Genomic DNA, 18,328 nt, shown 5'->3' with positions numbered 1-18,328 from the left:
TGTAACAACTATTCTACTCATTATATTCATTTACTAATCTTTGAACAAGTTTCTTAATAACACTAGCCTGAGCTATTAGGGAAATAACTTGTAAAAATAATTTAATTCTTTCTTCATCCTTTTCTTCTAAATTTAAATCTTTTATAATACCATCCAATTTAGAATCTTTTAGTAATGGCCCAGTAATCAACTCATTAAAACTTTCTTTTTGAATATCTGAGAAAATCTTATAAGCATCCTCCCAAGAAATAATATCATCTGTTCTTACATTTATTTCATTAAATGCTAACTTAAATACTTTTTTAATCTCCTCTGTTGTTAAAACTGGTCTCATATAGCTTAGTAGAACAAGTTGTGCTAAATGTACTTTTGTATATCCTCTTTTCTTACCATCTTCTGGTTTAGATATTACTTCACTTTTAACATAATTTTGTACTATATTGTTTGTATATTTATCTTCAGTAAATTTATCATTTAAGTAGTCTATAACCTGTGATAAAAACAAATCATATTTAGGGAACTCTTCATAAGAAACCATATTGTTTTTTGACATCTCCTGAGCTAATGACATCATATACTGATCATCATATTTGTTACTATTCATATAAACACCTCGATTTTATAATTATCTCCACTTTCAATTTTATTATATAGTAATACTAAACCCTTTACAAGTTATCACATATTTTTTAATATTTTATTAATTTAATAACCTATTAGAAAATAATACCTGAAAGAGTAATCCACACTTTTTCACAGGTTATCAACATATATTGTGGATAAGTTTATGAAAAATGTGGATTTATTTTTATAAGTTTTAGAATTATCCACATTATTAACATTTTAGCTGTTATTAACTTGTTTATTAACTGTGGAATTCATGTGACTAATTCTTTCATATTATTACATACAAAATATTACCTTTAAATATTATAATATTCATATTATAACTACAACTTTTTTCTTTTTTATGTTGATATTTATTTAAATTTTATTTCTTATAAAATGAATTTAATATTAAGGCATTTATTGTCAATAACTTCTAATAAATTATTACTAAATATTTTCATTTTTTCTTTAAATATAAATTTCTTAAAAAAAATATCACATTAATTTTTAGGTAAAAATATAATTTAAATTCATACCTCTCATATTTCATTGATATAAATATAACAATTCGACAATGTTTTTCTTCTTATTGTAAAATGGTTACATTTTTTTCACCATTACTGTTTACCCCATACCTTCAATGTTATTCTCTTTGAAAACCGCTCAACATAGCCATTTAGCGACATTATTTTAATTATGACTTTTTTTCCTAATATCATTATTATTGACATTTTTTAGTAAAACACACTATTGACATTTCAATTAAATGGTATTATATTTATATTAGATGCTAATTAAGTAAGAAATTTGTAATTTGTGTGAATTTAATACAGAAAAGTATTGACTTTAAATTACAACTTTGCTAGTATTAAGTAGAAATATGTCGAAGGATGTAAAATGAGGAGGAAAAATTATGAAATCAACAGGTGTAGTAAGAAGAGTAGATGAATTAGGAAGAATCGTTATCCCAATAGAGTTAAGAAGAACTCTTGATATTGCGGAAAAAGATGCTTTAGAAATATATGTTGATGGTGAACAAATTATATTAAAGAAATATGAACCAGCTTGCATATTCTGTGGTGATGCAAGAGATGTTGTTAACTACAAAGGTAAAAACATCTGCAAAAATTGTTTAGCAGAATTAAAAAAGTAAGATAGTTTGTTTATCTTTCAATCTCTCCACACAAACTCTTTTCCCCAAGAGTTTGTGATATTAAAGCACTTCTTCCCCAGAAGTGCTTTTTTTAACTCTTTAGGAATTTATAATATTCTAGGGTTGAGGATAACATTATAAGTTTCCTACAAAAAAACTATAGGCTCCCTAAAGAGTTAAAAATAGAATTAGTCGCCTGCCAGTTTTTCCTCACATGCGTATGGAAAGGCAGATGCGAGTAAAAAATCGAAGGCTCATAATCGCCTTGACGATTTTTTATATTCCAACACCATATTTATATACTTCAGATTTAGTTAAGCCTCTTTCCTTAGCAACTTTTTTTATGGCTTCCTTCTTATCCAAGCCTTCATCTATAAATTTAATTATATGCTCTTCTATGGTCAGGTTTTCCCACTTAGCTTTAGCTTCTTCTACCAATTCCTGGTCACTTTTCCCACTTAAAACTAATACAAATTCCCCTTTAATACTATTGCTCGAAAAATACTCTATCACTTCTTCCAATTTGCCCCTTACAAAAGTTTCATGTAATTTAGTCAACTCTTTACATACTGATATTTCTCTGTTCCCAAAGGATTCTCTTAAAAACTTTAACGTTTCTAATAATCTATGTGGCGCTTCATAAAAAATCAGAGTATCTCGGTATTCTTTTATTTCTTCAACTAATTCTCTTCTATCTTTTGTTTCTCGTGGCAGAAATCCCCTAAAGGAAAATTTAGTTGTGTCTAAACCAGATGCTACAAGCGCAGTTATTATCGCCGTAGCTCCTGGAAGAACTTCAAACTCCACACCTTCTTCGATACATTTTCTTATAATAACACTTCCTGGATCGGATATTCCTGGCGATCCTGCATCACTTACAAGTGCAATGTTTTCACCCATGCTAATTCTTTTAATTATTTCTTCTGATTTACCCATTTCATTATGTTGATGATAGCTTATTAAATTTTTCTTTATATTATAATGATTTAATAGCTTAATTGTCTGCCTTGTATCTTCTGCTGCAATTGTATCAACTAACTCCAATGTTTCTAGTGCTCTAAGCGTTATATCTTTAAGATTTCCAATAGGGGTTGGTACAATATATAACTTACTCATTACTACCTTCTCCTTTACTTCTACCATATATTTTATCTATTTCCTCAGTATATCTTCCATCCTCTCCATAAACATACAATGGTGCTTCCCATTTAAGAAAAGCTCCTCCATCTCTTTGACCTTCAATCAAAACAATATTTGGCGGTTTTTTTGTATTAGGATGAATCATTTGTATTCTTTTAGGCTCTATTTTATGTTTTCTCATTAGGCAAAGAATATCAGCTAACCTCTCTGGCCTATGTACCATGCATAATCTTCCATTATCTTTTAATAGTATCCTAGCTGCAATTATTACATCTTCTAAATTGCATAGAATTTCATGTCTGGCTATTGCCAACCTATCATTAGGATTTATAATTCCTGATGAGTTTAATTTATATGGAGGATTAACTGTTACAATATCAGCTTTATCTATTTTCTTCAGTAGATTTATATCTTTTAAATCCCCAGCCATAAAGCTAACCTGCTCCTTAAGTTTATTTATTTCTACACTTCTATTAGCCATTTCCACGAATTCTTCTTGAATCTCTATTCCTAAGACTGTTTTAGGATTTTTTTTCCCTTTTATCAAAAATGGTACTATACCAGTTCCCGTACACAAATCAATAACTCTGCTATTTTTTCTTACATTAGCGAAATTAGCCAAAAGCACCGCATCTATACCAAACCTAAAAGCATTCTGCTTTTGGATTAACATAAGTCCATTTAATTGCAGATCATCTAAAGTTTCATCATTCATTAGTAATGCGTTATAATTCACAAAATCACACTCCATTATTTAACTACCTTTATATTATAGTTATAGGGATTGAAAACATCAATGTTTTAGCAAATTAAAAAGGCGTCTCAAAGGTCTCCCTTTAGATACGCCATTTAATCAATTTTATTAAATTCTTCTAGCTGTTACAAAATGATATATAGGTCCAACGATAACACCTACACCTGGCATAGATGCATGAAGCATTTGGCCTCCACCTACATAGATACCAACATGTCCAATTCCATTTGTGAATACTATATCTCCAGGTTGTAAATCACCATATGAAACTGGTGAACCAACATTAACTTGATCATATGTTGTTCTAGGTAAATTAATACCGAAATGTCTATAAACATATTGAACTAGTCCTGAGCAGTCAAATGCATCCGGTCCAGTTGCTCCCCATACATAAGGTCTTCCTATAAAGTTATATCCATATGAAACAATTGCAGAACTTGATGCTGTTGGAGTACTTCCGCCACCTCTGCTTGGAGTATAGTTACTTGCAGCTTGTTTTTGTTTCACTAAAGTTTTAGCTTTTTCAATTAAATCTACTATTGCTTTATCAGAAGCATCAGTCTTAACTTGCTTTGCATTTCTGATTCCTCTTAATGCGGAAATTGCATTATTCAAATCATCAACAGAACTTCCTGAATTATTAATTATATCAGCAAATGGTTGATATAATTGTTTTTCACTTGCCATAAGAGATGATTTTGCACTATTTGCTTGAGCTTGTACCTGTTTTACAACTACCATCTGTTCATCTTTTTTACTATTTAATTCAACTAACTTAACTTGATTATCTGCATTTAATTTTTTAAGTTGTTCAGTCTTATTCTCTAGGTCAGCAATCTTATCATCATACTCTTTCTTTTTAGAATCTAAGTCATCGATAATCTTTTTATCTAAACTCATTAACTTTCCAATTGCTTCAGCTTTAGCAACAAAATCACCTAAGCTGTTAGAACTAAGTAACACAGCAATATAACTGCTTTCTCCACCAGACTTATAGATTTCTCTCATTCTAGTTCCAAATACTTTTTCCTTTTCCTCTAAGTCCTTTTTTGTGGATTCGATTTCTTTTTTATTTTTATCAATCTGGTTTTGAGTATTCTTAATTTCTTTATTATTTTTATCTACTTCAGCTTGTATAGGTTCTATTTCAGCCTCTATTGCATAAACTTTACTCGTTAATTCGTCTAATTTATTTGAAATATCTGAATACGTCGCATTTTTGTCATTTAATTCTTGTTGTTGTTTATCAGTCAAAGGTACCGCTAATGCTTGTACACCCGTTCCTAACACTAGTGTTGCTGTCAATAGAACAGAAATAACCTTTCTTTTCATATCACCATAATGGTATTATTGACAAGTCAATAACTACCACTTCCCCCTTTCGTCTTTTAAACGTCATTGTAATTATACCATTTTTCCAAATTCACCTCAATGTTAATATATTACATTTTTCATTAAATATATTAATTTATTTACTTATTTTAGCAGTTTTCTTTTATTATTAATTTTTTATAAACAACGTTTTATTTTATTTTTCAACATAAAAGGATGTTAAAGTTAATATTATATAAATTAACTCTAACATCCTCATTCACACTATATTAAGTATATTTATCTCACTCTTCTTGCAGTGACAAAATGATATATAGGTCCTTGGATAACACCTACTCCAGGCATTGAAGCATGTATCATCTGTCCTCCACCCACATAAATTCCAACGTGTCCATTACCGTTGGTGAATACTAAGTCACCAGCTTGTAATTCTGAATAACTTACTGGCGTACCACAATTAACTTGACCCCAAGTAGTTCTTGGTAAATCTACTCCAAAATGTCTATATACATATTGAACAAGACCGGAACAATCAAAACTATCTGGGGGATTCCCTGGACTTGCATACGTATGCCAAAGAAATTGAGATGCATAACTTACTACATCTAAATTACTACCTGATATTCCACCTCTATTTATCGGATTATCTTGTACACAATTTCCTGTTGCAATTCTGCTTTTTGCTATGTTAATTAGATTTGCAATTTCACTGTCAACTTCAGGAGTTTTAATGTTTTTTCTAATATTCTTTAGAATGTCAATCACATTACTTAGTTCAGATTCCTTACTGGTAGGACTATTTACAACTGGTTCGTATGCTTTATATTCAAGTCTTTCCAGTGGCGCTAAATCTTTAGCTATTATCTCCATTTTACCTTTTACTTCATCTACGTAAACATTTTGTTCATCTTGTTTCTTACTAAGTTCATCAATCTTAACTTGATTATCCTTATTTAATTTTTCAAGTTCCTTATTTTTGTCTTCCATTTCATCTATTTTGCTAGCACACTCTGCCTTTTTATCATTTAGTTCATCTATTATTTTTTTGTCCATAGACATTAGTTTACTTATAGCTTCTGCCTTAGAGATAAAATCTCCTATGCTTTTAGCATTAAGTAATACTACAATATAACTTTTCTCTCCTCCCGATTTATACAACTGTCTTAATCTTGCTCCAAAACTCTTTTCTTTTATTTCTAAGTCATTTTTGGTTTTTTCAATATCCTTGTTTAATTTATCAATTTCATTTTTGATATTTGATATTTGGCTGTTGTTTTTATCAATATCAACTTGAACAACTTGTATATTTTTCACTATTTCATCTACCTTGTTTTGAAGTTCATTAAGTTCATCTTGTTCCTTTGAATATTGGGAGGAAGATTCATCATATTGTTGTTGTTGCTCTTTTGTAAATATCGGTTCAGCAAATACTGGCGTATTACCACCTATTAAAAACGCAGCAGTAATCAATAACGTTATACTCTTTCTATTTGAAAAGATACTGTGCTTTTTATTATTAAACATGCTAAAACCTCCTTTCACTTCCTATTGTTATATTATACCATTTATTATATATTTATCCAATGATTACATAATATTAAATTTAGTAAATTTGTCCATAATATTTATAAAGGCATTTTTTTCAATAATCAATGCTAATACTAATCTTGATTAGTAAAAATATTCGTATTACAATATTACTATGCTTAAAATAAGCTATTTATAATTAATTTAGCTCTGGGTTTTAAATATTAAACGAAATTTATAACTTTAGGCTCCTTTATATGTAGGGGCTCTGCCTAATATCTATAATTTAAGTAGTTAAAATTGAAACCTTGTATTAAGGGAGGATATTAAACTTGTATAAATTCACGGAAGTTCAAGAAAGTGATATTAATGATTTTAATAAAATAGATCCAAAGGGTCATATTTTTCAAACTTCATATTGGAGTTTAGTTAAAAAAGATTGGTCCCATAAGTTTATATGTGGCTATGATTCAGAAGATAACAAAGTATTGGCAACTACTCTACTTCTAAGGAAAATTCCATATATAAATAAGTACATGGCTTATGCTCCAAGAGGCTTTGTTTGCGATTTTACAAACAAAGAGCTTTTAGCTGAATTTACAGAATTTTTAAGAAGCTATTCAAAAATAAATAATATAGCTTTTTTGACAGTTGACCCCGACGTTCATCTAATGGAAAATGAAGTGCTTCTAGATAGCGGTAACGATATAAAAAATTTCTTAAACTCATTAGGATATAAGAATACTGATTCTAAAAATTTTGAGGCTATTCAGCCAAACTTTGTTTTTAGACTTCCTCTTCCAACTGGTGAAGATAAGAATGCTATAAAAAAAGAAGTTTTTAAGAGCTTTTCTAGTAAGACAAGATATAATATAAAAGTTGCTGAAGAAAGAGGCCTTTCTGTTGAAGTATACGACAAAGATAATTTAACTGAAGAAGTCTTAGAGAGATTTCATGAGATAATGGTCACTACTGGTAAAAGAGATAATTTCATAGTTAGGCATAAAGGGTATTTTAAAGATATGATTACCGAAATATATCCTTATTGCAGACTGTATATGGTTAAATATAGTTATGAGAATGACTTTAAAAGATTATCTGATAAATTAAAGAAGCAAGAAGAGGCACGAGAGAAAGCCTTAGCTAAGATTGAGGAACAAAAAGAAAAATTAAAAACCGAAACTGAAGAAGGTAAAATCGGTAGAATCCAAAAGAAAATTTCTGATGCAGAAAACAAGTATAAAGAATCCTTAAGACAAATCGAGGGCTTCACTCAAAAGATTGCTGATATAGAAGAATTTAAAGGTCAGGAAATATATCTTTCTGGTTCAATTTACTTGTATTATGGTGGAAAAGCTTGGTATCTTTATGGTGCTTCAGAAAATATCTTAAGAGATACAATGCCTAACTTTGCAATGCAATGGTCTATGATTTCTGACTCAATCGATTTAGACTGCTATTTATATGACTTTAGAGGAGTTTCCGGAGACTTAAATCCTGAAAATCCACTTTATGGCCTATATAAATTTAAAAAAGGTTTTAATGGTAATTTTGTAGAGTTTATAGGTGAGTTTGACTTAGTAAATTCCAACCTTCTATATAATGCCTACAAAAAAGCTTTCCCTAAATTTAAAGAAATAAGAAATAAAATGCTTAATAATAAGCAGTAGAATAGAAAAGGTTTCTAAAAATATTTTTAGAAACCTTTTTATTACTTTATGTACTTTGTTGCTATCTTCATTTGGATCATTGATGATGAAATCATAATCAATGCAAATAATATTACAAATAGAAGTGAATATTTCGCAAAGAAATAATCAAGAATTCCAAAAATCATGCAAATTGAACCAACACTTAAATAAAATGTTCCTATAAATTTAATGTATGCTTTATGATTTTCTGGAGACATGCCTCCGCCTATAACTCCTGCTATTTTTTTATTTAATAATATCAGTATTCCAATAATAATAAATACTAAGCTTGCTAATATCATTATAATTGTAGTTCCCCTCATAGGTATATCCTCCTATTATTTTTTAAGATAAAGGTATTATATACACTATAACTTGAAAAGTAAAGTATTCCAAAACATTCAAATCTTTTTTTATTTTAATATTGACATACCTCCTTAAAGTATATATAATTATCTATGTGCTTCGGGGTGTAGCGCAGATGGGAGCGCGCGTGGTTTGGGACCATGAGGTCGCAGGTTCAATCCCTGTCACCCCGACCAAAAAAGGAATTGCTTTTGCAATTCCTTTTTTATTATCCTATATTTCTAATCTTAGCTATTGAATTTAATATATCTTCTAATGTTTGTTCATAGCTTTTATTTTTCTCTGTTAATGATTTATTATTATCATTTAATATATTCTTTATATTTTCTTCATTCTTTAAGAATACATCAATAGCATTTAAGTACTTATTCATGAGATTTATTTTATTTTTTAAGTTATCCATATCGCCTGAGATTTCATTAATATATGCTCTCATCTCATCAATATTTACGCCATCATTTGTAGTATTGTCATTATTATTTTCATTATTGCTGCCATTATTATTATTATTATTATTGTTATCATTTGGAGTATCTGGCATTGGTTCCTCCTTAACAATTGTTTTCTCCACTTCATCCATTAGGCTTAAAATCTTAATTCCATAATTATCAGAAGGTGCCCAGTTTCCTGATAAAGTTTCTACATATTTTGCTCTTCCTAACAAATATTGAAAGTGTCTCGGATCTTTAGTATCTAATTTGGGATATCCTTTTGCTCCAGCATATAATGCTAAATGATCTAAGTGAGCATGTACACCGTCCTCCCATGAGGAAAACTGCGCATGGTCTTCAGGATTGTCTCCTTTGGCGTCACTCTTCTTAAGTCCGCAAGGATTTTTATAGTATACAGGTACTTTACCTGTATATTTCCCATAATTAGTCTCTAATGCACTTTGTGCATAGGCCACTAATGGATTAACACCTCCACACTCTTCACTAAACTTCCAATATAAATCTGCAAGAGAAATAAAAACTTCTGCTGCATTTTTATCTTTTGCCCATTGTATTGCTTGTGCTTGAATTGCTTGAGGCTTTGAAATAATTGGTGTCATAATTGTTTCATTATCACCATCCAATGGAATTTCACTTTTGCCAATATACCTTAAAAATCCATTTGCAATATTTACAGCAACTCTGTTTTTAAAAATCTCATCCTTAAGTAAGGTTTCTTCTTTTATATTACTTATAAAACATACTTCTACCAAAATAGCTGGCATATTTGTTTGCTTTAATACTGTAAAGTTAGCATATTTCACTCCTCTGTTTTTGAGTTGCAAATTGGATACTATCTTTTCTAGAATAACTGCAGATAATTTTTCTCCTTCTCCCCCTTTGCTTAATGCATAAATTTCAGTTCCTTCTGCAGTATCTACTTCTGCACTATTAATATGAATGCTTATAAAATATCTTGCTCCTTTTAAATTTGCAAAATTTGCCCTTTCCTCTAAAGTTACGTAGCTATCATCATCCCTGGTCATCTCTACAGTGACATTCTTATTCTCCAAAAGTTCCTTAACCTTTTTTGAAATATATAGAGTGCATTCTTTCTCTTTTAATCCACTTTTACCTAGTGCTCCAGGATCTGTTCCACCATGACCAGGATCTATTACTAAATCTACCATATACCCTCCAAAAATATTAATAACAATATATAATATTTTTAGAACTATATAATTATTTCATTTTATTTTTATTTTCATCAAAAATATCATAATATTTATCTTCTTTTGATGCTGCTTTACAAAGACTCCAAAAAAGAAGTATTATAAATATATAGGATGTAACAAATAACATCATAGTTAAATATCTCCTCATTAGACATAATCTTGTTGACATAATAAACATTGTTTTTTAGGATAAAATAACTTTATACTAACTATTATTGCTATTTAGGAGGATTTTTATGAAAAAAGATTATGAACAATTATTTAAAAAATTAGTAAAGTCTTATTATGATGGAAATTTTGACGAAGTCGTAAATGAGATTTTAAATGCTTCTGAATCCGAAAAAAAGGAAGCAATGTCCGTAATCTCTTCTTTGTGTGGAGTAGAGGTAAAGCAAGACGAAAACTACGTATATAACTTAAAAAGAGCAATAACTGAATACAAGATACGTGAACGTATTGTAGAAAAATTAGCTTCCTGCAATGCCAGTTGTCGAAAGGAATCTGGTGAAAAAACAAACTGCCAAAGAGTTTGCGCTTTCGATGCTATCTTAGAAGATCCTTTAACTGGTGGTACATACATAGATGAATCTCTTTGTGTCGACTGCGGAATGTGCGTTGAAGCCTGTGATAGCGGTAAATTACTAGATAGAATCGAATTTATGCCTATATTAGAACTTTTAAAGAATAATGAAAAGGTTATAGCTGCTGTGGCTCCGGCTATTTCAGGGCAATGGGGTCCTAATGTATCACTAGATCAACTAAGGGCAGCCTTTATGAAAGCTGGATTTACAGATATGATTGAAGTAGCTTTTGCTGCAGATATGTTAACAATAAAAGAAGCTGTAGAATTTGATAAGCATGTTCATAAGAAAGGTGACCTTATGATTACATCTTGTTGCTGTCCTATGTGGGTTGGAATGCTAAAAAGAGTATATCATGATTTAGTTAAAGATGTTTCACCTTCTGTTTCACCTATGATTGCAGCTGGGAGAGTATTAAAAACATTAAACCCTGATGCAAAAGTAGTCTTCATAGGCCCATGTATTGCTAAGAAAGCTGAAAGAAATGATCCTGATATTAAGGGTTCAGTTGATTATGTTTTAACTTTCCAAGAAGTACGAGATATTTTTGATGTTCTTGAGATTAATCCAGGCGAGCTTACTGGAATACCTTCAGTAGAATACGCTTCTAGAGGCGGAAGACTTTATGCTAGAACAGGCGGTGTTTCCATCGCAGTATCTGAAGCTATAGAAGAATTATTTCCTGAGAAACATAAATTATTAAAAACAGCTCAAGCTCACGGAGTTAAGGATTGCAAAGAAATACTAGCCAAGGCCCAAGCTGGTGAATTAGGTGATGTTAATTTCATTGAAGGCATGGGATGTATTGGTGGTTGCGTAGGTGGTCCTAAAGCAATAGTTTCTAGGGATGAAGGAAAAACAGCCGTTGATGATTTTGCTTATGATTCACCAGTTAAAATAGCTACACATAGCCCAGTTTTAGATGAAGTTTTCAAGAAAATTGGTATTGAGAAATTAGATGATTTTAGAGACGAACATAAAATTGAGATTTTCGAAAGAACATTTAGCTAACTTAATGTTATGTTTTTCATTTTAAGAGAGGTCATACCTCTCTTATTTTCTTATATAAGTATATTTTACTAATTGCGTACTTTAAGATTTTAATATACCATTATGTCATAGGGTTTGTGATAGGAAACTTAACTTAAAACCTATAAAGAATCTAACATTATTTTAAATTTATAATAATACTAATAATATTTGAGGTGAAAATTTTGTTCAAAGATGTACAAGCTGCAATATTTGATTTAGACGGAACACTTATTGATTCGATGTGGATTTGGGATGAGCTTGATAAGAGCTATTTAGAAAACAAAGGGATTGTTAAGCCTGAAAACTTAGAGGATGAAATTAATCATCTAAGCTTTCAACAAACTGCTGAATATTTTAGAAAAACCTTTAATCTTTCTGAGTCTGTTGAAGAAATAATGGAGGAAATAAATTCTCTAGCTTATGAAAATTATAAAAATAATGCTCCATTAAAACCAGGTGCAATAGAATTTCTTTCTTCTTTAAAAGAAAAAGGTATTAAGATTGCAATTGCAACCTCTAACTCTTCACCTTTACTGGATGTGGCTTTAGAAAGCAATAGCATTAGTAATTATATTGACTCTATTACAACAACAAACGAAGTTGACAAACCTAAAAGTTATCCAGATATTTACCTTCTTGCTGCAAAAAGGTTAGGTGTTTCCCCTGAAAACTGTATTGTATTCGAAGATATACTTGCTGCAGTTGAAGGTGCAAAATCTGCTGGAATGAAGGTTGTAGCAGTTTATGATAAATACTCAGAGCATCAAAAACCTCAGCTAATACAAAAAGCTGATAAATATATAAATAGTTTTAATGATATGGCTATATAAACAAAAAAGCTTGGACTAAGTCCAAGCTTTTTTCTATAATATTAAACCTCATCTGGTTTTTCGTTCATTATTCCTATTGCATCGAATAGAATGAATAGTAAATTTAATGCTATTGCCACTATTGTTGCTAGTACCATTCCTTTATATTCTAATCCATAAACATTTATCTTAATTCCACTCAACCCTACTATAAATATTACAGAAGTTAATATTAAGTTTCTTGATTTTGAATAATCAACTTTCTTTTCGATGAATGTTCTTAAACCTGATGCTGCTATTGTTCCAAATAATAATAAGCTTATTCCACCTATTACTGGAGTTGGAATACTAATTATTAGTGCAGAAAGTTTACCTGAAAATCCTAGTACTAATGAAATTAGTGCTGCTCCACAAATTACATATACGCTATATACTTTTGTTAAAGCCATTACTCCAATATTTTCTGCATAAGTTGTTGTTGGTACTGAACCAAACATACCAGATATCATAGTTGAAAGTCCATCGCCTAATAGTGATCTATGTAGTCCTGGATCTTTTGCTAAATCTTTTTCTACAATACTGCTTGTTACAGCAAGGTGACCTATATGTTCTGCTATAACAACAAATGCTGCTGGAAGAATAGTTAATATTGCATGTAAATCAAAAGTTGCTACTTTTATATTTGGTAAAGCGAAGAAGCTTGAACTACTTATTGTAGCGAAGTCTACTAATCCCATTGCATAAGCTGTAATATATCCAACTACTACTCCTATAAGTATAGGTATAACTTTTAAAAATCCTTTAAGTATTATATTACATAGTATTACTGTTGCTAAGGTAACCATAGAAACTATAATCCAAGTAGTATTTGATGCAGTTGGATTATTTGATCCACCTACGGCAAAGCCTGCCATGTCTGCAGCTGTTGGAGCAAGTTCTAATCCGATAATTGTAACTATTGCACCCATTGCTGCTGGTGGAAATAATTTATTTATTACTCCTATACCAACAAATTTTACTAATAACGCAACTAGTGCGAATACTAGTCCAGCTATCACAAAGCCGCCTTGTACTGTTTGAAAAGAATATCCTTGGCTTGTTAACATGAATACTGGTGAAAGGAATGCAAAACTTGATCCTAAGTAGGCTGGTATACGTTTCTTTGTCAAAAATGCATAAAGTAAAGTACCTATACCATTAAAAAATAATACTGTTGCGGGATCTATTTTGAAAAGAATTGGAACTAATACAGATGATCCAAACATTGCAAAAAGATGTTGGATACTTAATGGAATTGCTTTTTTTAGTGGTGGCATTTCATTAACGTCCACTATAGATTTTTCTAATTGATTTTCATTCATTTGTAAATTCCTCCTTCTTAGTCTCGCTGGACTAAATTAAAGCTTTTATAACTATAGCATTATTTTAATAAATTTTCAAGCCTTTATTGCTGTAAAAAAATCGTAAGAGTAAAAATAATAACTCCCTAAGATCTTTAGGGAGTTATTGCTAACTACTTTCTTTCAACACCATATTTTTCTGATAACTCATCAACTAAATCAAAATATTTCTTTTGCTGACTTTGTTGAATTAATTGATTTACAACCCCATCCTTAACTTCTTCAAAACTTAATTCTTTGGCTGGGTTTTTACTTTCAACTTTTATTAAATGATATCCAAATTGAGTTTTAACACTTTCAGTTAACTTTCCAATTTCAGCATTGAATGCAGCTTCCTCAAACTCTGGAACCATCATTCCTCTTGAGAATGATCCTAAATTTCCACCTTGCTCTTTCGATGGACAAGTAGAGTATTTAGCTGCAGCTTCTTCAAATGTTATGCTTCCTGCTTCTATTTCATCTTTTATAGCATTACATTCTTCTTCAGATGGTACTAATATATGCTTTGCTGTAACCGTATCTGGTTCAAGGAACATTTCCTTATTTTCATTATAAAATTTAAGTGCATCATCATCAGTTACAGTTACTTCTGATACCACTTTATTAATAACCATTTGTGTCAAAAGTTCTTTTTTAAACTTCTCAACTTCTTGTTCAAATTCTTTTGTATTATCTAAAGAATTTTCTTTTCCGAAATTATACATTAACTCAAAAGAAATAACCTGCTCTAATAATTGTTTTTTCCCTTCTTCTGATGCTAACATTCCTCTTCTATCAGCTGGATATTTAGAAATTGCTTCATTTAAATCTTTTTCTGTTATCTCATTACCTGCTACAATTGCCAAAACCTTATTTTCCATAAAAAATCTCCTTTAATTTTAAAATTATACTCAATAATAATAACATAATATTACTATCATTGCACAATATACTTATTTATAATTATTCTCTCTATTTTAAGTTTTTATCATGTTTCAAAACTTGTCAATAAATAATTATTATTATATAATATTTATAATATTAATGATTCGGAGGTATTTTTATGAATAATATAGAAATTAATAAGGAGTGTCCTGATTTCTCACTATTAGGATCAGATGAAAAACTTCATAAATTAAGTGATTATAGAGGAAAGAAAGTAATATTATATTTTTACCCAAAAGACAATACTCCAGGTTGTACAACAGAAGCCTGTGATTTTAGAGACTATTATGTTGAAATATCTAATGAAAATGCTATTATTCTAGGGATTAGCAAAGATACTTTATCCTCACACGACAAGTTTATAAGTAAGTTCGGATTACCTTTCATACTTTTAAGTGATGAAGATAAAAAAGTATGCGAATTATATGATGTTCTCAAAGAAAAGAACATGTACGGAAGAAAAACAATTGGTATAGAACGAAGCACATTTATAATAGATGAATCTGGAATCCTAAAAAAAGAATTTAGGAAAGTAAAAGTTAAAGACCATGTTAATGAAGTTTTAGAGTTTTTAAGAACTATATAAATTTTATAATTTCAAGACCTGTATATCTCAATATTCAGGTTTTATTTTTTATCTATGCTTTTTAACAAAAGAATATCCCAATGATGCTAGTACACCTATAACCCCACCCAAAGAGAACCCTAAAGTTATATTATCTATAACAATGCCTAAAACAACTCCTAATCCTGCACCAACTGCAATTCCTTTTGCAAGATATTCATTTTCTTTATCTGTTAATGATATCTTTTCAATTATAGCCTTCATCCTAAATACACCCCTTTTTTTTAAGATTTCTTCTTGTATATTATTCTATAATACTATTATTAATATTTTCTTACATTCTGCTTAAGCAAATATTAAAAATTGCTTAAAATTGTAAAAAATCTTCGAGGAGTAAAAAAACCATGGCTATTGCCATGGTTTAGTCCAACTTTTTAACATTAATACTTAATGTTAATTAATTGATAAATAAAGTTTTGCCGTAAATTTAGAGAAAATATAATCCTAGTACATTGTACTAGGATTATCTGGTGGCTCGAGCAGGAATCGAACCAGCGACACGAGGATTTTCAGTCCTCTGCTCTACCGACTGAGCTATCGAGCCATAAATACTTACCATAATTATTATAGAGTCATATACAACCTTTGTCAATAATATATTACCCTTCTGCTATACCAAATTAATATATAAAGTTGAGTATATTTTATATACATATGCCTCATGTAGAATTACCTTTCTATATGTAATATAATAATATAATAATATAATAACTATTTTAAACTAGGTGGTGTATTTAATGACTTTAGATTATAGCATCGGTGCTAAGCCTTTGTGGAGCCAATTAGCAGCAATTATTAGAAATGATATAGAGTCTGGAGTATATAAAGTTGGAGCAACCTTGCCAAGTGAAATGCAATTAATTGAAAAATTTCGTGTTTCTAGAGTTACTGTAAGGCAGGCAATGGAACGTTTAATGACTGAAGGATACATAATTAGAATGCGTGGAAAAGGTACTATTGTCCAATCCTCGACTTCAAATAAAACATATACTAGGGTTCAATCCTCTTTTAAACAGTTAGAGGAGCAAGACAGCAGATCTATACGTATAGTTGATTCTGTAAGCTATGAGTTAGCTCCCCAAAAAGCTTGCGAAATATTTCATATTGCCACTGATACTAAAGTCATAAAACTTAAAAGAAGTAGAAGAATAGATGGAAAAATCGTAACTATTTTCGAAACCTATTTAAATCCATTACTTCCACTTACTTTAAAAAGTGACTTTGAAGGTTCTCTCTATAAACTCTTGGAATCTGAAGGGTATGAGGTAACTGGAGGTAATGAGATACTCTCTGCATATATATCCTCAGAAAAAGATATTCAAGAATTTAGCTTAGATAAACCTACTGCACTAATAGATAGAACAAAAATAGGATACTCAAAAAATACACCAGTTGAATACACTATTTCTAGATATCTTTCCGATGGATATAAATTACTTATTGACTTAATTTAATAATGGACTATATAGATTTTAATATAATTCTAATTAAGCTTAAAGTAAGGCTATGCTTTAATATAGTGCTGGAATATAGCCCAATAAAAATTATAGGTGGGATTGCCCACCTATAATGCTCACTAAATGAAGATTACGAATTACTTCAACGATAAATTGGAACTTATCAATTTGACTTTCATAATAGCATTTAAAGGCATATTATTATCAATTGTTTTTTACTTGGTATTATGCTCATTTTGTTCGCTCTACAGAATACAGAAAAAAGTCCATATCTATATTCCTAAAATTCTTAGTATCTTTATCAATAATATTCATACCGTTTCGAATAGCAACTTTTTGAGAGGCTATATTTGTGTCCCTAATAATAGAATAAACGCTACTTGCATTAAGAACTGAGAAAGCGTATTCCTTGCAAGCAATTGCCGCTTCTGCTGCATAACCTTTGTGCCAATACGCTTTTTGAAACAAATATCCTATTTCCAAAATTTCTTTTTCCCTCCAAACTTGCATAGTTAAGCCACATTGACCAATCATTTCATTTGTTTCTTTTAATTCAACAGCCCAAAGTCCAAAACCATACTCTTCATATCTTTTAAAATGTCTGTTAAGCCAATTTTGCGCTTCTTCTAAGCTGAATGCACTTTCATAAGCAGCACGCATTACTTCCTCATCACACAATATTCTGCACAATGCATCATAATCGTACTGCACCATTTCTCTAATTATAAGACGTTTTGTTTCTATCAAAAATCTCCCACCTTTCTATTATATAAATAACCTTTAAAAAATTCCTATTTATCGAGTAGTTTAAAAATTAAACTAACTCGTCTTAATTTACCATTGTTCATTAGATTGTAGTTTTTAATAACACTTATTATAACATAATTTACAAAATATCACATTTGATATTCATTAGCTCTCTATTTTTAAATTTTTTATTTTAATCTATGAGTGGGCTACATTTATTTGAAACATAGCCTAAAGTAAAAGACTCATTGATAATATCAATGAGTCTTTTACGCAACAAAAAAAGAACTAATTGGCGATTCCCTACTCTCCCACACAGTCTCCCGTGCAGTACCATCGGCATCTCAAAGCTTAACCGTCCTGTTCGAAATGGGAAGGGGTGTTACCTTTGTATCATTATCACCAATTAATTCTTTATGAAAAAACTTTATGTTCTTTCAAAATTGCACATAATATCCAGTTGTTTTTATTTGGTCAAGCCCTCGATCTATTAGTATGAGTCAGCTAAATATGTT

Annotated in this window: 18 protein-coding genes, 2 tRNA genes and 1 rRNA gene; 7 read left to right on the top strand and 14 right to left on the bottom strand. The window is 30.1% G+C overall.

What is annotated here, in order from left to right; translation table 11 throughout:
- Window positions 1–13: 13 nt before the first annotated feature.
- Complete coding sequence (locus JK634_RS06610) at window positions 14–604, bottom strand: DUF1836 domain-containing protein (RefSeq protein WP_202766850.1); 591 nt, start codon at window positions 602–604, stop codon at window positions 14–16.
- Window positions 605–1,522: 918 nt separating this feature from the next.
- Here JK634_RS06610 and JK634_RS06605 point away from each other — a divergent pair.
- Window positions 1,523–1,762 (top strand): AbrB/MazE/SpoVT family DNA-binding domain-containing protein, encoded by a 240-nt coding sequence (locus JK634_RS06605; protein ID WP_024614332.1) that lies wholly within the window; start codon window positions 1,523–1,525, stop codon window positions 1,760–1,762.
- Window positions 1,763–2,038: 276 nt separating this feature from the next.
- On the opposite strand, the gene rsmI is transcribed toward JK634_RS06605, so the two are convergent.
- From rsmI to JK634_RS06585, 4 genes are all read right to left on the bottom strand, one after another.
- A complete protein-coding gene (rsmI, locus tag JK634_RS06600) occupies window positions 2,039–2,878 on the bottom strand; it encodes a 16S rRNA (cytidine(1402)-2'-O)-methyltransferase (RefSeq protein ID WP_202766849.1) in 840 nt (279 codons plus the stop codon).
- Window positions 2,871–3,617: a tRNA1(Val) (adenine(37)-N6)-methyltransferase gene (locus JK634_RS06595; RefSeq protein ID WP_243425577.1), complete on the bottom strand. Its 747-nt coding sequence runs from the start codon at window positions 3,615–3,617 to the stop codon at window positions 2,871–2,873. Before JK634_RS06595 ends, rsmI begins: the two co-directional genes overlap by 8 nt.
- A 147-nt stretch (window positions 3,618–3,764) precedes the next feature.
- A complete protein-coding gene (locus JK634_RS06590; RefSeq protein ID WP_202766847.1) occupies window positions 3,765–4,988 on the bottom strand; it encodes a C40 family peptidase in 1,224 nt (407 codons plus the stop codon).
- A 279-nt stretch (window positions 4,989–5,267) separates the two neighbouring features.
- Window positions 5,268–6,512 (bottom strand): coiled-coil domain-containing protein, encoded by a 1,245-nt coding sequence (locus JK634_RS06585; protein ID WP_202766846.1) that lies wholly within the window; start codon window positions 6,510–6,512, stop codon window positions 5,268–5,270.
- Between the two features lie 335 nt (window positions 6,513–6,847).
- Between JK634_RS06585 and JK634_RS06580 the strand changes: the two genes are divergently transcribed.
- Complete coding sequence (locus tag JK634_RS06580) at window positions 6,848–8,185, top strand: peptidoglycan bridge formation glycyltransferase FemA/FemB family protein (RefSeq protein ID WP_202766845.1); 1,338 nt, start codon at window positions 6,848–6,850, stop codon at window positions 8,183–8,185.
- 41 nt (window positions 8,186–8,226) lie between these two features.
- On the opposite strand, the gene JK634_RS06575 is transcribed toward JK634_RS06580, so the two are convergent.
- Window positions 8,227–8,529 carry a hypothetical protein gene (locus JK634_RS06575; RefSeq protein WP_202766844.1) on the bottom strand — a complete coding sequence of 101 codons (303 nt, stop codon included), beginning with the start codon at window positions 8,527–8,529 and terminating at the stop codon, window positions 8,227–8,229.
- Between the two features lie 143 nt (window positions 8,530–8,672).
- Between JK634_RS06575 and JK634_RS06570 the strand changes: the two genes are divergently transcribed.
- Window positions 8,673–8,748 (top strand) — tRNA-Pro (locus tag JK634_RS06570).
- 32 nt (window positions 8,749–8,780) lie between these two features.
- Here the strand turns inward: JK634_RS06570 and JK634_RS06565 are convergent.
- Together JK634_RS06565 and JK634_RS20530 are read right to left on the bottom strand one after the other, a co-directional pair.
- Window positions 8,781–10,193 (bottom strand): N-acetylmuramoyl-L-alanine amidase, encoded by a 1,413-nt coding sequence (locus JK634_RS06565; RefSeq protein ID WP_202766843.1) that lies wholly within the window; start codon window positions 10,191–10,193, stop codon window positions 8,781–8,783.
- Window positions 10,194–10,245: 52 nt separating this feature from the next.
- Window positions 10,246–10,368, bottom strand: a complete 123-nt coding sequence (locus JK634_RS20530; RefSeq protein ID WP_274601340.1) for a hypothetical protein — start codon at window positions 10,366–10,368, stop codon at window positions 10,246–10,248.
- A gap of 106 nt (window positions 10,369–10,474) precedes the next feature.
- On the opposite strand from JK634_RS20530, the gene JK634_RS06560 reads away from it, so the two are divergent.
- Window positions 10,475–11,830, top strand: a complete 1,356-nt coding sequence (locus JK634_RS06560) for a [Fe-Fe] hydrogenase large subunit C-terminal domain-containing protein (RefSeq protein ID WP_202766842.1) — start codon at window positions 10,475–10,477, stop codon at window positions 11,828–11,830.
- A gap of 203 nt (window positions 11,831–12,033) precedes the next feature.
- A complete protein-coding gene (locus JK634_RS06555) occupies window positions 12,034–12,681 on the top strand; it encodes an HAD family hydrolase (protein ID WP_202766841.1) in 648 nt (215 codons plus the stop codon).
- Window positions 12,682–12,722: 41 nt separating this feature from the next.
- Here the strand turns inward: JK634_RS06555 and uraA are convergent, their stop codons facing one another.
- Window positions 12,723–14,021, bottom strand: a complete 1,299-nt coding sequence (uraA, locus tag JK634_RS06550) for a uracil permease (RefSeq protein ID WP_202766840.1) — start codon at window positions 14,019–14,021, stop codon at window positions 12,723–12,725.
- A 152-nt stretch (window positions 14,022–14,173) separates the two neighbouring features.
- Window positions 14,174–14,920: a peptidylprolyl isomerase gene (locus JK634_RS06545; RefSeq protein ID WP_202766839.1), complete on the bottom strand. Its 747-nt coding sequence runs from the start codon at window positions 14,918–14,920 to the stop codon at window positions 14,174–14,176.
- Window positions 14,921–15,102: 182 nt separating this feature from the next.
- On the opposite strand from JK634_RS06545, the gene bcp reads away from it, so the two are divergent.
- Window positions 15,103–15,570 carry a thioredoxin-dependent thiol peroxidase gene (gene bcp, locus JK634_RS06540; protein ID WP_202766838.1) on the top strand — a complete coding sequence of 156 codons (468 nt, stop codon included), beginning with the start codon at window positions 15,103–15,105 and terminating at the stop codon, window positions 15,568–15,570.
- Window positions 15,571–15,618: 48 nt separating this feature from the next.
- Here the strand turns inward: bcp and JK634_RS06535 are convergent, their stop codons facing one another.
- Both JK634_RS06535 and JK634_RS06530 read right to left on the bottom strand, forming a co-directional pair.
- Window positions 15,619–15,813, bottom strand: coding sequence for a glycine zipper domain-containing protein (locus JK634_RS06535; RefSeq protein ID WP_207753605.1), 195 nt, complete (start codon window positions 15,811–15,813; stop codon window positions 15,619–15,621).
- Between the two features lie 264 nt (window positions 15,814–16,077).
- A tRNA-Phe gene (locus tag JK634_RS06530) sits at window positions 16,078–16,153 on the bottom strand.
- Window positions 16,154–16,346: 193 nt separating this feature from the next.
- On the opposite strand from JK634_RS06530, the gene JK634_RS06525 reads away from it, so the two are divergent.
- Window positions 16,347–17,063 carry a GntR family transcriptional regulator gene (locus JK634_RS06525; protein ID WP_202766837.1) on the top strand — a complete coding sequence of 239 codons (717 nt, stop codon included), beginning with the start codon at window positions 16,347–16,349 and terminating at the stop codon, window positions 17,061–17,063.
- A 234-nt stretch (window positions 17,064–17,297) separates the two neighbouring features.
- Here the strand turns inward: JK634_RS06525 and JK634_RS06520 are convergent, their stop codons facing one another.
- Window positions 17,298–17,813, bottom strand: coding sequence for a GNAT family N-acetyltransferase (locus JK634_RS06520; RefSeq protein ID WP_274601339.1), 516 nt, complete (start codon window positions 17,811–17,813; stop codon window positions 17,298–17,300).
- 290 nt (window positions 17,814–18,103) lie between these two features.
- A 5S ribosomal RNA gene (gene rrf, locus JK634_RS06515) occupies window positions 18,104–18,220 on the bottom strand.
- Between the last annotated feature and the right edge of the window lie 108 nt (window positions 18,221–18,328).

This window comes from Clostridium paridis, assembly GCF_016765615.1.
Classification (GTDB): domain Bacteria; phylum Bacillota; class Clostridia; order Clostridiales; family Clostridiaceae; genus Clostridium_T; species Clostridium_T paridis.
Note: the sequence above shows the minus strand (reverse complement) of the source record. Positions and strands in the feature narration are given on the sequence as shown.

Coding starts and splice junctions, on each gene's coding strand:
- JK634_RS06565 (WP_202766843.1), bottom strand. CDS start 10,193: ATGGTAGATTTAGTAATAGATCCTGGTCATGGTGGAACAGATCCTGGA.
- JK634_RS06560 (WP_202766842.1), top strand. CDS start 10,475: ATGAAAAAAGATTATGAACAATTATTTAAAAAATTAGTAAAGTCTTAT.
- JK634_RS06605 (WP_024614332.1), top strand. CDS start 1,523: ATGAAATCAACAGGTGTAGTAAGAAGAGTAGATGAATTAGGAAGAATC.
- JK634_RS06575 (WP_202766844.1), bottom strand. CDS start 8,529: ATGAGGGGAACTACAATTATAATGATATTAGCAAGCTTAGTATTTATT.
- JK634_RS20530 (WP_274601340.1), bottom strand. CDS start 10,368: ATGATGTTATTTGTTACATCCTATATATTTATAATACTTCTTTTTTGG.
- JK634_RS06595 (WP_243425577.1), bottom strand. CDS start 3,617: ATGAATGATGAAACTTTAGATGATCTGCAATTAAATGGACTTATGTTA.
- JK634_RS06610 (WP_202766850.1), bottom strand. CDS start 604: ATGAATAGTAACAAATATGATGATCAGTATATGATGTCATTAGCTCAG.
- JK634_RS06590 (WP_202766847.1), bottom strand. CDS start 4,988: ATGAAAAGAAAGGTTATTTCTGTTCTATTGACAGCAACACTAGTGTTA.
- JK634_RS06585 (WP_202766846.1), bottom strand. CDS start 6,512: ATGTTTAATAATAAAAAGCACAGTATCTTTTCAAATAGAAAGAGTATA.
- JK634_RS06545 (WP_202766839.1), bottom strand. CDS start 14,920: ATGGAAAATAAGGTTTTGGCAATTGTAGCAGGTAATGAGATAACAGAA.
- uraA (WP_202766840.1), bottom strand. CDS start 14,021: ATGAATGAAAATCAATTAGAAAAATCTATAGTGGACGTTAATGAAATG.
- rsmI (WP_202766849.1), bottom strand. CDS start 2,878: ATGAGTAAGTTATATATTGTACCAACCCCTATTGGAAATCTTAAAGAT.
- bcp (WP_202766838.1), top strand. CDS start 15,103: ATGAATAATATAGAAATTAATAAGGAGTGTCCTGATTTCTCACTATTA.
- JK634_RS06535 (WP_207753605.1), bottom strand. CDS start 15,813: ATGAAGGCTATAATTGAAAAGATATCATTAACAGATAAAGAAAATGAA.
- JK634_RS06525 (WP_202766837.1), top strand. CDS start 16,347: ATGACTTTAGATTATAGCATCGGTGCTAAGCCTTTGTGGAGCCAATTA.